This is a genomic window from Sphingobium sp. D43FB (genome assembly GCF_002312805.1).
Classification (GTDB): Bacteria; Pseudomonadota; Alphaproteobacteria; order Sphingomonadales; family Sphingomonadaceae; genus Sphingobium.
This window is the reverse complement of sequence record NZ_NMUA01000051.1, coordinates 1-14,413: the sequence shown is the minus strand read 5'-3', so window position 1 is coordinate 14,413 and position 14,413 is coordinate 1. Positions and strand designations below refer to the sequence as shown.

The window sequence follows — 14,413 nt, the reverse complement described above, 5'->3', positions numbered from 1 at the left end:
TACCAGCGTGTCTGTCGAACCAAGGGCTACACAGGACCGCTACAGCCTGATAGCCCTGCCTATTATCAGCAGCCGCGAATCACGCGAAATCGGGGAACCATCAAGGCTTCCCTGCCTCTCCGCCAATCTTTCCGTAAGATTATGAGATAAAACGATTTCTTCCTGATTCTGGGCTGTCGAGCGTTCAACCGCTACACGTCAGCAACATGTGGAGGTTGATCGCAAATATACCGGCTGCGCCAAGGAACCCTAAATGGCTCGAACACCGGACATACCTACGCGGATACGCTATGAGGCCCAATGCCGTGACATCCCGTATCTGCTACATTTCACACAAGCACAAAACTTATGCTCAATCGTCGATCACGGCCTGCTCTCTCGATCAGCGCTAGAATCGCAAAATGAATTTTCGGCGCACGCCAGCGCCCGCGTCCGTCTCGATGAACACGATAACGCAGTTTCAATTTCAGTCGCCGCGATAAATGCGCGAATGTTCAACGAAAAGATACGTAATGTCGCCACTCCCTATTGGGTGGTCCTGATGCTGGAACCCAGCATATTATGGACACATTGGTGCCGCTTCCTTCGTCGCAGTGGGGCCTCAAATCTGATGAAAGATCACCGAGGTCGACTGGATGGCATCTGGAGCTTTACTCAACTATTCTCCGACCCTGCCGGAGAACGCCCGCAAACCTTCTCCGGCACCGACTACAGGGCGAAGACACAAATACCCTCGTTCCTTCCCACCTACCCGGATGCCGAAATCCAAGTCCTGCAACCCATAGCGCCTAATCTAATATGCGGAGCATGGGTCGAACGTCCGGAAATAGCTCAAGCTGTCCAAGAGGGACTGGACAGGCTCCCCGGCACCGAGCGAACCACTTGGGTTCGACCGTTCTCTACAATTTCGAATGACCATGACAGGCACGGCTGGGTGATGCTGCTGCCTGATTGATGTGAGGCGTTATCATAAATTCGAGTATTCAGCACCTATGTCGAATTTAGGCAAACGTTCAACACCCTCCGCGAGGACATCAAGAGGCCAGTCGCCATATTGTTCACCAATCGATCGAGGTGCATGCCCTTGGAGCACATCCCGGATTTCGGGATCAAGCCCGGCGCGCCGCGCTAAGGTTTTGAACAAGTGTCGCCAAGCATGATTGGGCTGAATATGCGGATCGTCCACGCCTAGATCGCGGACCCATTTGGCCAACCGCTCTCCTACTTTCTTGTGATGCGGATGGGCTGAATCGCCCCCGCGACCCCGCGATCGATTGAAAAAAATGGGGCTAGCCGCAAAGGCATGCGCCATTTCCACCACGCCTTGTTCAATCAGATGAGAGTGCAATGGCACCAACCTCGCCGAGCCGGACTTTGTCGATCCGGCTTCGGGGGTGATCCGGATCGCCCACACGCCATCTCGCTGGATGAAATCGCACCCACGAAGCTGGGTTATCTCACCAACGCGTGCACCTGTATAAGCACAAAGAAATGGCACCCATCGTCTGGCGCGGCGATGTGCTTCGGAGACCTGTCCATGCTTTCCAGCAAGGGCCGCTCGGAGAATCGTTCTGGCCTCAATAGCCGTAAATCCTCGCTCTCGAAGATGCACCGTTTTGGCCACCCGGACGGTGATACCGGTGGTGGGGTTGGGTTGCACTTTTCGGTTTTCAGCAGCCCAGCCAAAAACGACCTTGATCGCGGCGAGATAGACCTCCCGCACCGTTCGGGGTGAAACACCGGACTGGATCAGTTCTGTCTTCCAGCGAACGATATCGTCAGAGGATACTTTGCCCGCGTCATCAAGGCCGATCCATCTCTTGAAATGAGCGAACACCGGCCTCCATCGCTTGATCGTCGAAGGCGCTGGCTTCCGTTCGAGCAGGTAGCCGTTGACGATCGTCTCGAAGGGAACCCTCTTGGACGCTGTTGCGGACTCCGCTGGGCAAACGTGAGCCACTGGTTCCGACGACGGCGCTGCATGCTCCTCAACCCGGCCCGCACGCGCAGCCTCGATCCGAGATTGGAATTTCACGATCACTGGTGCGGCCCGACGATTGGCCTCTGATCTGGAAACCCGCCCCAATCGCCGAGTCAGATTGGATTTTCCAATGATGGATTGGATCGATTTCGGGACGGTGATGCGGACCTCAAAACCACCGTCTGTGGTCGCCCGGAGATATGTCATCGATCTCATTCTGTAGCACCGTTATGTAGCGGTTGAACGCTCGACAGCCCAGAATCAGGAAGAAATCGTTTTATCTCATAATCTTACGGAAAGATTGGCGGAGAGGCAGGGATTCGAACCCTGGGTACCCTCTCGGGCACGCCGCATTTCGAGTGCGGTGCATTCGACCACTCTGCCACCTCTCCGCAGAAGGTCCGCCGGGCCGATGGCCGCTGCGTTCCTGGTCGAGCGGCGGCCATTAGCGAATGAAATCGCGCTTGCCAAGCGGGGTTTCCGGGTTTTTTCTTGTGTCGGCGTTGAACCACCCTAAATTGGGGACATGAGAAACACGATTCAGATTTTCGGCGCTGGCGTTACGGCCCCGCCGATCGTCCATTCCCGCTTCAGCATCGGCGACGTGGTCCGGCACCGCATGTTCGGCTTTCGCGGCGTCGTGTTCGATATCGACCCGGTCTTCGCCAATAGCGAGGAATGGTATGAGGCCATCCCCGAACATGCCCGGCCCGACAAGCAGCAGCCTTTCTATCACCTGCTCGCCGAAAATGGCGAATCCAGCTATGTCGCTTATGTCAGCCAGCAGAATCTGGTCACCGACGACAGCGACGAGCCGGTCGACCACCCCGCCATCACCGGCATGTTCGGTGCCTATGCGGACGGTAAATATCGCCTGCGCCCGCTCCATCGCCATTAAGGGCGTCGCCGCGCTGCTGCTGGCGCTCGCGCTGCCCGGCATCGCGCACGGGCAGGCGGAAGGCGGGCAGGCGGAGGATCGGCCGCCCAATGCCGATCCCAGCTTCCCCTTCGCGCGCGAGATCGAGGCGTTCGCCAAGGCCAATGCCGCCAGCCCGCCTGTCGAGGGCGCGACACTCTTCCTAGGCAGTTCCAGCATCCGCCTGTGGGACATAGCGGGCAGCTTCACCGACATCCCGACGGTCAATCGCGGCTTTGGCGGAGCGAGTACGCCCGACGTGCTGCGCTATTATCGACGTCTATTGCCACCGACCAAGCCCAGCACGATCATCGTCTATGTCGGCGAAAATGATCTGGCGGCCGGTGCCAGCCCCGACAAGGTCGCCGCCGACATCCTGACCCTGCTCAAGCGGCTGCGCAACGATTATCCCCGCGCGCCCATCGCCTTCCTCTCGCTCAAGCCCAGCCCGATCCGCTGGACGCTCTGGCCCAAAATGGCGGCGATCAACCAGGCCGTGGCCGCGCGGGCGACGTCCGTCCGCTTCACCTATCTCGACGTCGGCCGCCTGCTGCTGGCGCGCGACGGCCTGCCCGACGCCTCGCTCTTTCGCGCCGATGGATTGCATATGAAGCCCGAAGGCTATCAACGCTGGACGCGGCTGGTGGACAATTGGCTCGATCGCGTCGCCCTCACTGCCGCGGAAAAGGCCTCCTGACGGTCCCAATTGCACTTTCCGATTGATCCACGGTCAAGCAACATTATTACCAAGCCCAAGCAACAAGCACGAAGCCAAGGGGATATAGGGTGACAACGGACAAGCCACAGGCCAGCGGGATGGCCGAACTGACGCTGCGCGGCGTCATCCTGGGCGCGCTCATCACCCTCATCTTTACCGCGGCGAACGTCTATCTCGGCCTCAAGATCGGCCTCACCTTTGCCACCTCCATCCCCGCGGCGGTCATCTCCATGGCCATCCTGCGCCTGTTCGCGACCGGCACGATCCTGGAAAACAACATCGTCCAGACCATCGCCTCGGCGGCGGGGACGCTCTCGGCGATCATCTTCGTGCTGCCGGGCCTGGTGATGATCGGTTGGTGGCAGGGCTTTCCCTATTGGCTGTCAGCCTGCACCATCGCCTTGGGCGGCATATTGGGCGTCATGTATTCGGTGCCGCTGCGCCGCGCGCTCGTCACCGGCTCCGACCTCCCCTATCCCGAAGGCGTCGCCGCCGCCGAAGTGCTGAAAGTCGGCGCGGGATCGCGCGCGGGCGCGGAAGAAAATAAGCGCGGCCTGTCCGCCATTCTGCTGAGCGCCGTCGCCGCTGCCGCCTTCACCATCATCGCCAAGACCCGGCTGATCGCCGAGGAAGCCGCCACCTTCTTCCGCTTCGGCACCGGCGCGACATCGATGTCGACCAGCTTTTCGATGGCGCTGATCGGCGTTGGCCATCTCGTTGGCCTGTCGGTCGGCGTCGCCATGTTTGTGGGGCTGGTGATCAGCTGGTTCGGCATCGTCCCCTTCCTGACCGCACCCGTGCCCGCAGGCGGCGATCTCGCCACCATCGTCGGCGACACCTTCCGCACCAAGGCGCGCTTCATCGGCGCGGGCACGATCGGCGTCGCGGCGATCTGGACCCTGCTCAAGATTCTCGGCCCCATCATCGGCGGCATCCGCTCCGCCCTCATCGCCAATGCGACGCGCAAGGCGGGCAATGCCGGGCTGCTGGAACTCACCGAACGCGACCTGCCGATCGGCATCGTCTTCGGCACCATCATCGCATCCATGCTGCCTATCGCCATGCTGCTCTGGATCTTCGCACAGGGCGGACCGATCGCGGCCAACCCCATCCCCGTCATCGCGCTGACGCTGGCCTATGTGCTGGTCGCGGGCATCGTGATCGCGTCGGTCTGCGGCTATATGGCGGGGCTTATCGGCGCGTCGAACAGCCCGATTTCGGGCGTCGGCATCCTTGCCGTGCTGGGCGCATCGCTGATGCTCGCGGCCATTTATGGATCAGGCGGCGACCCGGATCGCAGCCAGGCTCTTGTCGCCTACGCCCTCTTCACCACCGCAATCGTGTTCGGCATCGCCACCATCTCCAACGACAATCTTCAGGATCTCAAGACCGGCCAGCTCGTCGGCGCAACGCCATGGAAGCAGCAGATCGCGCTGATCCTGGGCGTCCTCTTCGGCTCGCTCGTCATCCCGCCGGTGCTGGATCTGCTCAACAGCGCCTTCGGCTTCGCCGGGGCACCGGGTGCAGGGCCGAACGCTTTGCCTGCCCCGCAGGCGGCGCTCATCTCCGCGCTGGCGAAGGGCGTGTTGGGCGGCGATCTGGATTGGGGGCTGATCGGCATCGGCGCTGGCATCGGCGCGGTCGTGGTGCTGGCCGACGAATTGCTGGGCAAGGCGGGCAAGCTGCGCCTGCCGCCGCTGGCGGTCGGCATGGGCATTTATCTGCCGATGGCGCTGACGCTGCTGATCCCGGTCGGCGCGCTGATCGGCCATCTCTACAACCGCTGGGCGCTGCGCCAGTCCAACCCCGAATTTGCAGAGCGCATGGGCGTATTGATGGCCACCGGCTTCATCGTCGGGGAAAGCCTGTTCGGCGTCGCCTTCGCCGGCATAGTGGCCGCGACCGACAGCGACACGCCGCTCGCGCTGGTGGGCGAAAGCCATTGGGCCGTGCCGCTCGCCATCCTGATCTTCGCGGGCGTCATCGCCGGGCTCTATGCGCGGCTGCGCCACTGGGCGAGCGCGCCGCTGACCTGATCCGTTCAGCCGCGCGACAGCCGGACGCGGATAGAAGTCGGTTCATCGCAGGAGGATAAGAGGATCGGGATGATGGGCAAGACGCGCTGGATGACGGGATCGCTGGTGGCCCTCGGCCTGATGCTCGGCAGCGTCAGCGCAGCGGAGGCCCGCCCCCGCTATGATCGCGGCTGGGGCCATCATCATCGCGACCGGGGCAATGGCTTCGGCTTTGGCGATGCAATCGGCGTCGCCGCGCTGATTGGCGCAGTCGCGATCGTCGCCTCCTCTTTGTCCAAGGACAAGCAGGCCGCCCGTGGCAACGCGCCCTATGCCGACGATGACTCCCCACCCCCGGCCACCGGCACCGACTATGGCTCGGACGTACAAGGCGCAGCACCCGGCGAGGAGGATTTCTCCGACGTCGTCGGCAACCCCGATGCTATGGCAGACGCCTGCGCCCTCGCCGCCCGCGACGAAGCGCAAAACCGCGAGGGCGGCTATGCCGAAATCCGCGCCATGGACGAGCCGCGTCCCACCCAGGGCGGCTATAATATCGACGGCGAAATCGAAACCCGCGCCAGCTATCGCGCCACCACCGGCACCACCCGCCGCTTCACCTGCGCCATGCAGAACGGCCGCGTCGCAGAGGTCTATCTCAGCCGTGACGTAGCCGCGCGATAGGGGGAGTGGCGCCTGCCATTTATGCAGACGCAGCCCGAATGTTAGCGTAGAATGGCACCTGCCAGCATCCCTCCTTTCGCTGGATAATCATCCAATCACAAAGTCGGCATAGGACAAGGCCAGTCCCGGCGTGATGCTGGAAAATTGGATCGCCACCCCTCCACCATTGCCATCGGCATCGTAGAATAGCGCGCCGCTGACACTGTCATACAGGATGCGATCATCGGCCTGATCCGCAACGCTGCCGATGGCGAACGCCGCCTCTGCCAACCGGCCATTTGGCCCGACATTGGCAAAGATGGTTGGGGACAGGCGGATGCTATCCTCGCTGACATTGAAATCGTCGATCCTATCGATATTGAGCGCGCCTGGTGCCGTGTCGAACCAGAAAACATCGTCTCCGGCACCACCGATCAACCGGTCACTGCCTAGTCCGCCACGCAGCAGATCGTCGCCCGCGCCCGCATTCAATACATTCCCGCGGCCATTCCCCGTCAGCCTATTATCAAGATGGTTGCCCGTCCCATGGACGATCGCGGTGCCCGTCAGGATCAGGTTCTCAACGTGCGTACCCACCAGCACATAGCTGATGCTGCTATTTATGGTGTCATTGCCGCTGTTTATCGCTTCGATCACGCGGTCGGCGCGATCATCGACATGATAAATATCATCGCCTTGGCCACCGTCCATTATATCGCCTCCGCGGCCCCCATTCAGAATGTCGTGGCCACTGCCCCCCGATAAGCGGTTATGTCCATCATTGCCCCGAATCATGTTGTTCAAACCATTGCCTGTTCCGTCGATATCGCGGTTGCCCGTCAGGTTCAGCGTCTCGACAAATTGCCCTGCGATGGAATAGCTAACCGACGCATTGACGATATCTTGGCCAACTTCATTTGCCTCGACAACATGATCGCCGACATTGTCGACGATGTAGACATCGTTGCCGGCTCCACCGACCATCCGGTCTGCCCCGCCGCCGCCATCCATTCTGTCAGCGCCATCGCCTCCGTCCAACAGATCATCGCCCAATCCGCCTTCCAACACGTCATCGCCGCCCCGACCATGGAAGGTAACGGTGCCTGTTCGATCGGCAAAAGTGGGATTGATGCGGAAGGTTTCAGCCGCATCCGAGCCATAGACAATCGAAGGATAAGCCGGTGCTGGCACGACTTCGACGATTTCGATCGAGGATATGGTGTAGCTGGCCGTACCCGACGTCGCGGTTCCCGCCGCCAGATCGACCGTGAACGAAATATTTGTCTGCAGCGTGTCGATCCCGGCACCGCCATAGACGGCCCCCGCGCGTGCCGTGCCACCGAACGTGCCGGACACAAAGAAAATGTCATCGCCGACTTCGCCGTGCAACGACAGGTTGGGGGAGCCATTGAGATAATCGTTCCCCGCGCCGCCGAACACCGACACTGGTTGGTCGGTGAAGTTGGTCCAATAGAAACCATTATCCAGGTCATTGAGAACGATGCGTTCGACATTGGTGATCGCGAACTTCTGCCCGCCGACATAAACGCCCAGGCTGTAATCCCCATTGTCGAGCTGGATCGTCCCAACCACGATCGGCGAAACCGTCGACAGATTCAGCGTGTCGATGCCATCGCCCCCGTCGATCAGGCCGATGCGACTGCCTGACGCGCTGGATATGGCGGAAAAGCCGAACCAGTCATTGCCTCCCCCGCCATAGAGATAGTCCGCACCGAATCCGCCGATAATACGGTCATTGCCGCCATAACCCCATATCTCGTCGTCGGCCGCTGTCCCAGTCAGGGTATCGGCCCCCTCTGTTCCAATGATCGCCCCATCAGCGGGCAACTGAGCGGCTAAGTTGAACATCGAAACGGGAATAGACAAAGGAGAAAATTGGAACATAGAAGCGATACCTTTGAGCGAAGAGATCAGCTAGGTGCGTAACAGCCTGTCGGACTTGTGGAAAACGAACTTAGTTGACGCTCTGTGCGTTTCACAATGCGATCCGATTATCGTTCTGACCTAGAACGATTTTTCTCCGCTGGATAATAGAAATTTCGTAGGGCACCACCTTGCGGCAGGGTCTATGTTCGCCAATAAAATCAGCTTTTCTGCAATCGGCCGCATTTATTAGAGTCACCGATACCCCGCTTTCCTATCAGCCATTTTTCTGATCTACCCTCCCCATGCCTCCACTTCCCATCCACCTCGCAGCCACCCCAAACACCGGGCGCGCCACCGTTACCCGCATGGGGCGTCAGTGGTGCGCCACCATGACTTTACCGTCGCGCCAGTGTCGCATCGCCTGGGCTTTATCAGTACGTTTAGCCCGAATTGCGCCAAATAGTCCGACAACGGTGTGAACTTCGGGGTGGCGCGTCACTATTGCATTTGGGCGGGCCTGATCGCTATTATCTCCGGCCGCGCTGAACAAGGGCACGGCGGGATTATCACCGGGTGGACGCGGTGCGGCCGACATGTTGCCGCCGCCCTGCTCGGCCCCCGCCAACGAACCGACCGCCGATCCAACGGCAGCATGACGCTGCGACGGATCACCTGACCCATGGGCGCCCACAGCCTGCCGCGCTATGCGCTGGCCTTTGGACTGGCCGCGCTGGCGGGGATGGTCGATGCGTTGGGCCTGCTCAAGCTGGGCGGCCTGTTCGTCTCCTTCATGAGCGGCAATTCGACGCGGATGGCAGTGGGCATCGCCGGGGGCACGGCGGTCGCCGGCATGGCCATCGGCCTGATCGGCGCCTTTGTCGGCGGCGTGTTCGGCGGGGCGTTGATCGGCAAACTGGCTGGCCGCTGGCGCAAACAGGCGGTGCTGGCAACGGTGCTGGGCATGCTGATCATCGCCGCCCTGGCCGTCGGCCGCCGGGACGACGCCATCACCTTCCTGATGGCCGCCGCAATGGGGGCCGTGAACAATGTGTTCCAGCGTGACGGAGAGGTCAGCATCGGCGTCACCTATATGACCGGCGCACTGGTAAAGCTCGGCCAATCCTTCGCGCTCGCCCTGACCGGCGGCCCGCGCTTTGGCTGGCTGCCCCATCTGCTGCTGTGGCTCAGCCTGGTGCTGGGCGCGATCATCGGCGCAGCCCTGTTCGCGCAGCTCGACCTGTCCGCCCTATGGGTAGCATGCGGCTGGTGCGCCGCCTTATGGGGCTTCAGCCTCTATCTCGGCCCGCTTGGCGGGACGGTGACAGCGCGATAGCAGACGCCACCAGTTGGGGGCGTCGTGACTATCAGATCAAGCCCGGCATGACGGCAACATCTACACCTCTCCCGTCTTCACGGGAGAGGCTACGGAGACTTGGCAGCTTGCTGCCTAGTCGATGTCGGTGAGGGTCTTTCTTGGAGTGGTAGACAGACCCTCACCCTCCCACGCCTTCGGCGCGAGCCCCTCCCTCTCCCGCGAAGACGGGAGAGGGCAAACCAAAACCACCCCACCCCTTTCCTATTAGGATTTTCTCTGGTCTATCCTTCCAGATGAAACTGCGCCTACCACCCTCCCCCACGCTGGCACCGCCCCGGATCGCCCCATATGCGGCGCGCAATCGTCGCGTGACTGTCGCGCGACGGTCGCGTCGTCGTCGCGCCCCTGTCGCGTCGCCGCGCCTCCACAGGGGCCTTCCCAGGGCTTTACCGGCACGATTGGCCAAAATCGGCCTGCGACACTGTGAACTTCGGCCCTGTGACCTTACCCACCGCGCCCCTCGCCACCCGCTTGGCATTCGTCAGCCATCGCTATAGCGGGACCAGCATGTCCACCCCGCCCGCCCCCGCACGCACCGCTGCGATCTTCTTCATCCTGGTGACGGCATGGCTCGACGTCATGTCGATGGGCATCGTCATTCCGGTGCTGCCGCAGTTGATCGAGCAGCTTTCCGGCACGACCAGCGCGGCGGGCTTGTGGAACGGGCTGTTCGTGGCGCTGTGGGCGGGGATGCAATTTCTTTGCTCGCCGGTGATCGGGTCATTGTCCGACCGGTTCGGGCGGCGGCCCGTCATTCTGGTGTCGGTTTGCGGGCTGGCGCTCGATTATGGGCTGATGGCGCTCGCGCCGAGCCTATGGTGGCTGGCGGTGAGGCGCATCCTCGCCGGGATCACCTCGTCCAGCTTCACCTCGGTCTTTGCCTATATGGCCGACATCACCGCGCCCGAAGATCGCGCCAGGGGCTATGGCCTGATCGGCGCGGCGTTCAGCGGCGGTTTCGTCGCCGGGCCGCTGATCGGCGGCGTGCTGGGGGAAATATCGCTGCGCGCGCCTTTCTGGGCGGCGGCGGGCCTGTCGGGCCTGGCCTTTCTCTACGGCCTGATCGTGCTGCCCGAATCGCTGCCGCGCGACAAGCGCATGGCGTTCAGCTGGCGGCGCGCCAATCCGTTCGGCGCGCTCCGGCTGCTGCGCTCGCATCCCGAACTGTCCAGCCTCGCGACCGTTAACTTCCTGCTCTATTTCGCCCATCACCTGTTTTCGGCGGTGTTCGTCCTCTACGCGGGCGACCGCTATGGCTGGGGCGCATGGCAGGTCGGCACCCTGCTGGCGCTCGTCGGCCTGATGGACATGGGGGTACAGGGGTTGCTCGTCGGGCCAGTCGTCAAGCGTCTGGGCGATCGGACCACCATGGTCATAGGCCTATCGTTCGGCGCGGTCGGCATTGCGGCGATGGGCCTTGCGCCGACGGGGTGGCTGTTCGTCGCGGCCATGCTGCCCAATGCGCTCTGGGGCCTTGCCATGCCGACCCTCCAGTCGCTCATGACCCGGCGCGTGTCGGAAAGCGAACAGGGCCAGTTGCAGGGCGCGAACAACAGCGTCGCCAGCATCGCGGGCATCGCGTCGCCGCTCTTCTTCGGCGCGGTCTATTCCGCCTCGGTCGGCACCGCGCCGATCCTGCCCTTCATCGGCAGCGCCTTCCTGATCGCCGCCGCCGTTCTGGCCAGCGGCGCGCTTTTGGGATGGACCGCCGGGCGCGGCGCGCGCGCACCTGTGCTGGACAAGGACGCGACAGGACAGTAACCGGACGCGAATCCCTATCCCTCGGACTGACAAAGGCGATTCTATGACGCTGCCCCTTCAGGATTCCATCCTTATCGTGGACTTCGGCAGCCAGGTGACCCAGCTCATCGCCCGGCGCGTGCGCGAAGCCGGCGTCTATTCCGAAATCGCCCCCTTCAACAGCGCGGCCGAGGCCTTTGCCCGGATGCAGCCCAAGGGCGTGATCCTGTCGGGCGGGCCATCGTCGGTGATGTGGGAGGACAGCCCCCGCGCACCCCAGGCGATCTTCGACGCGGGCGTGCCGGTACTGGGCATCTGCTATGGCCAGCAGACGATGATGCAGCAATTGGGCGGCAATGTCGAAGGCGGCGAGAGCGGCGAATTCGGCCGCGCCTTCATTGAGGTCAAGAAGAGCTGCGCGCTGTTCGACGGCTTGTGGAACGAGGGCGAGCGCCATCAGGTGTGGATGAGCCATGGCGACAAGGTGACGCAGCTCGCCCCCGGTTTCGAGGTCGTGGCGACCAGCGAAGGCGCGCCCTTCGCCGTCACCGCGAACGAGGCCAAGCGCTTCTACGCCACCCAATTCCATCCCGAAGTCGTCCACACCCCCGATGGCGGCAAACTGCTCGCCAATTTCGTGCGCCATGTCTGCGGCCTGGCGGGCGACTGGACGATGGCGGAATTCCGCGCGACCAAGATCGCCGATATCCGCGCGCAGGTGGGTGAAGGCCGCGTCATTTGCGGCCTGTCCGGCGGCGTCGACAGCGCGGTGGCGGCGGTGCTGATCCACGAAGCGATCGGCGACCAGCTGACCTGCGTGTTCGTCGACCATGGCCTGATGCGGTTGGGCGAGGCCGAACAGGTGGTCAGCCTGTTCCGCGAACATTATGGCATCAAACTGGTCCATGTGGAGGCCGAAGCCCGCTTCCTGGGCGGCCTCGCGGGCCTGACCGACCCCGAAAAGAAGCGCAAATTCATCGGCGGCGAATTTATCGCCGTGTTCGAGGAGGAAGCCGCCAAGATCGGCGGCGCGGATTTCCTGGCGCAAGGCACGCTCTACCCCGACGTCATCGAAAGCGTCAGCTTCACCGGCGGGCCGTCGGTCACGATCAAGTCGCATCATAATGTCGGTGGCCTGCCCGACCGCATGAACATGAAGCTGGTCGAACCGCTGCGCGAACTCTTCAAGGACGAAGTGCGCGTTCTCGGCAAGGAACTGGGCCTCCCCGACATTTTCGTCGGCCGCCACCCCTTCCCCGGCCCTGGCCTCGCCATCCGCATTCCCGGCGAAGTCACCAAGGAACGCTGCGACATCCTGCGCAAGGCCGACGCGGTCTATCTGGAGGAAATCCGCAATGCTGGCCTCTATGATGCGATCTGGCAGGCGTTCGCCGTGCTGCTCCCCGTCCGCACCGTGGGCGTCATGGGCGACCTGCGCACCTATGACAGCGTCTGCGCGCTGCGCGCCGTCACCTCGACCGACGGCATGACCGCCGACATCTACCCCTTCGACGCGGCTTTCCTGAGCCGCGTCGCGACCCGCATCATCAACGAGGTCAAAGGCATCAACCGCGTCGTCTACGACTATACCAGCAAGCCGCCCGGCACGATCGAGTGGGAATGATCCGGGCGGCGGTTGCTATCTAACCGTTATCCCGGTACCGGGCAGTCGCCGACCCGCTTGCCGGTCAGGTCATGGGTGGTGCGGAGCACCGGTTGCCCGCCCTGCATCTTCGTCATGGTGGTGCCCAGCGTCATCGTGTCGGCGGTATAATTGCCCTCCGCCATGATTTCCGACGTGCCCGCCCCCGCCTTGCAGGCCAGCGTCACGATCAACCGGCCATTCCGCGCCAGCTTGTCCTTATAGCTGCAATCCGTGCCCTCAGCACCGGCCAGCGCGGCGACATCGGGCACACCGTCGGGCGCGATCGCGATGCAGATCTTGTCCTCGCTGACCTGCCGCAGCGCTTCCTGATATTGCGCCGGCGTGACGGTCGGCGTGTTGTAGCCGGTGGTCTTGCGGGTCAATATCCACTCGCCCGCGCGCATCAGGATCGGTGCCGCTTCGGCCTCCGGCGCTGGTGCCGGTTCCCCGCTACAGCCACCAAGCCCCAGCATCATCGCAAGCGGCAGCGCCGCCAAAAGGCTCTTGTCCATATCCTCTCCCCCGTTCTTACGTGTCGGAACAGGGGCAAGGCTCTACCCGTCGGGCATAAAGCGCAAGCGGAAATGCGCGGCGATTATTCCTCCGTGCAGTCCGCCCCGATCCACTTGCCCTCCGACCGCGCCTTCATCGCCATGGCGGTGCCGTCGGGTCCGCCCGCCATCTGCATGTCCATGTCCATCGCATAGCTGTCGGCCGCATAGGTGCCCGCCATCGTCGCATTCATGGTGCCGCCATCGGCCTTGCACGACACCTGCCCCTTCACCGTCCCGCCGCTGACGGCAAAGTCCTTGAAGGCGCAGTCCTTATTATCCTGGCCCGCAAACATCTCGCCGCTGGGATTGGCCGCTTCTTCAGGCGTGACGCAATATTTGAGCGCGGTCTGGCTCATCATGCTCTTCATCTGATCCTCCATGCCCGCGGGCGCGCCCGGCATTTTGGACAGGTCAATATCCTGGATGGTGAAGCGCCCCTCCCACTGGCCCGGCTTCAGCTGCACCTTGTCGACCGCGGCCTTCACCTCTTCGCGGCTCATGGCGTCGGTGGCCGCGATATTGCCGGTCGTCTCGCCCGGCTTGTCGCCGCAGGCGGCCAGCATCAGCAGCGCCGTGGCGGTAATCCCAAAAGCCTTCGTCATCGCATGTCCCCTGTTCGCGCGCGGTGGCAGCCTGTTGTTTCGAGAGCATATCAGGCCGAAGCGACAATTCAAATTCTTAGGCGGTATCGTCGTCTCATAATCCTGTTCTTGATTTGTTCTTTATTATTTGCTGCACCCGCGATCGCAAATCGGGGGGTGTGCGGATGAAAGAGACAAGCCAACAACATAGCCCGCCTTATTCACCAAAAGTGTCCTGAAGGGTTGGCGGGAGTGGCGTAAGCCTCTGATCTGAATTAGGAACTGGGTGTCTAAGCCGAACCTGCCGCAGGGCAGAAAATGCCACGGGCCACACCCGC

General features: G+C 62.4%; 12 protein-coding genes and 1 tRNA gene. 8 read left to right on the top strand and 5 right to left on the bottom strand.

What is annotated here, in order from left to right; all coding sequences use genetic code 11:
* The first annotated feature begins 253 nt into the window (after positions 1–253).
* The gene (locus tag SxD43FB_RS21590; RefSeq protein ID WP_096063915.1) at positions 254–955 is read left to right on the top strand and encodes a DarT ssDNA thymidine ADP-ribosyltransferase family protein; all 702 of its coding nucleotides are present in this window, start codon (positions 254–256) and stop codon (positions 953–955) included.
* A 12-nt stretch (positions 956–967) separates the two neighbouring features.
* Here SxD43FB_RS21590 and SxD43FB_RS21585 read toward each other — a convergent pair whose 3' ends face one another.
* Entirely contained in the window at positions 968–2,188 is a 1,221-nt protein-coding gene (locus tag SxD43FB_RS21585) for a DUF6538 domain-containing protein (RefSeq protein ID WP_176482893.1), read from the bottom strand.
* A gap of 95 nt (positions 2,189–2,283) precedes the next feature.
* Positions 2,284–2,373: transfer RNA gene (locus SxD43FB_RS21580), tRNA-Ser, on the bottom strand.
* 134 nt (positions 2,374–2,507) lie between these two features.
* Here SxD43FB_RS21580 and hspQ point away from each other — a divergent pair.
* The 4 genes from hspQ (at position 2,508) to SxD43FB_RS21560 (ending at position 6,314) form a co-directional block, all read left to right on the top strand.
* Positions 2,508–2,879, top strand: coding sequence for a heat shock protein HspQ (gene hspQ / locus SxD43FB_RS21575; protein WP_037475101.1), 372 nt, complete (start codon positions 2,508–2,510; stop codon positions 2,877–2,879).
* Positions 2,836–3,594, top strand: a complete 759-nt coding sequence (locus SxD43FB_RS21570; RefSeq protein WP_096063913.1) for a GDSL-type esterase/lipase family protein — start codon at positions 2,836–2,838, stop codon at positions 3,592–3,594. Before hspQ ends, SxD43FB_RS21570 begins: the two co-directional genes overlap by 44 nt.
* Before the next feature lie 119 nt (positions 3,595–3,713).
* Positions 3,714–5,651, top strand: a complete 1,938-nt coding sequence (locus tag SxD43FB_RS21565; RefSeq protein ID WP_255245851.1) for an oligopeptide transporter, OPT family — start codon at positions 3,714–3,716, stop codon at positions 5,649–5,651.
* Positions 5,652–5,723: 72 nt separating this feature from the next.
* Positions 5,724–6,314, top strand: a complete 591-nt coding sequence (locus tag SxD43FB_RS21560; RefSeq protein WP_096063917.1) for a hypothetical protein — start codon at positions 5,724–5,726, stop codon at positions 6,312–6,314.
* Positions 6,315–6,401: 87 nt separating this feature from the next.
* On the opposite strand, the gene SxD43FB_RS21555 is transcribed toward SxD43FB_RS21560, so the two are convergent.
* On the bottom strand, positions 6,402–8,198 hold the full coding sequence (locus SxD43FB_RS21555) for a calcium-binding protein (protein ID WP_141249584.1): 1,797 nt from the start codon (positions 8,196–8,198) through the stop codon (positions 6,402–6,404).
* 661 nt (positions 8,199–8,859) lie between these two features.
* Here SxD43FB_RS21555 and SxD43FB_RS21550 point away from each other — a divergent pair.
* The 3 genes from SxD43FB_RS21550 (at position 8,860) to guaA (ending at position 12,919) form a co-directional block, all read left to right on the top strand.
* A complete protein-coding gene (locus tag SxD43FB_RS21550; RefSeq protein ID WP_096063910.1) occupies positions 8,860–9,513 on the top strand; it encodes a YoaK family protein in 654 nt (217 codons plus the stop codon).
* Positions 9,514–9,993: 480 nt separating this feature from the next.
* Positions 9,994–11,316: a TCR/Tet family MFS transporter gene (locus tag SxD43FB_RS21545; RefSeq protein WP_255245850.1), complete on the top strand. Its 1,323-nt coding sequence runs from the start codon at positions 9,994–9,996 to the stop codon at positions 11,314–11,316.
* A 43-nt stretch (positions 11,317–11,359) separates the two neighbouring features.
* Positions 11,360–12,919: a glutamine-hydrolyzing GMP synthase gene (gene guaA, locus SxD43FB_RS21540; protein ID WP_096063909.1), complete on the top strand. Its 1,560-nt coding sequence runs from the start codon at positions 11,360–11,362 to the stop codon at positions 12,917–12,919.
* Between the two features lie 26 nt (positions 12,920–12,945).
* On the opposite strand, the gene SxD43FB_RS21535 is transcribed toward guaA, so the two are convergent.
* The gene (locus SxD43FB_RS21535; protein WP_096063908.1) at positions 12,946–13,452 is read right to left on the bottom strand and encodes a DUF3617 domain-containing protein; all 507 of its coding nucleotides are present in this window, start codon (positions 13,450–13,452) and stop codon (positions 12,946–12,948) included.
* 83 nt (positions 13,453–13,535) lie between these two features.
* Positions 13,536–14,096: a DUF3617 domain-containing protein gene (locus SxD43FB_RS21530; protein ID WP_096063907.1), complete on the bottom strand. Its 561-nt coding sequence runs from the start codon at positions 14,094–14,096 to the stop codon at positions 13,536–13,538.
* Positions 14,097–14,413 lie beyond the last annotated feature (317 nt).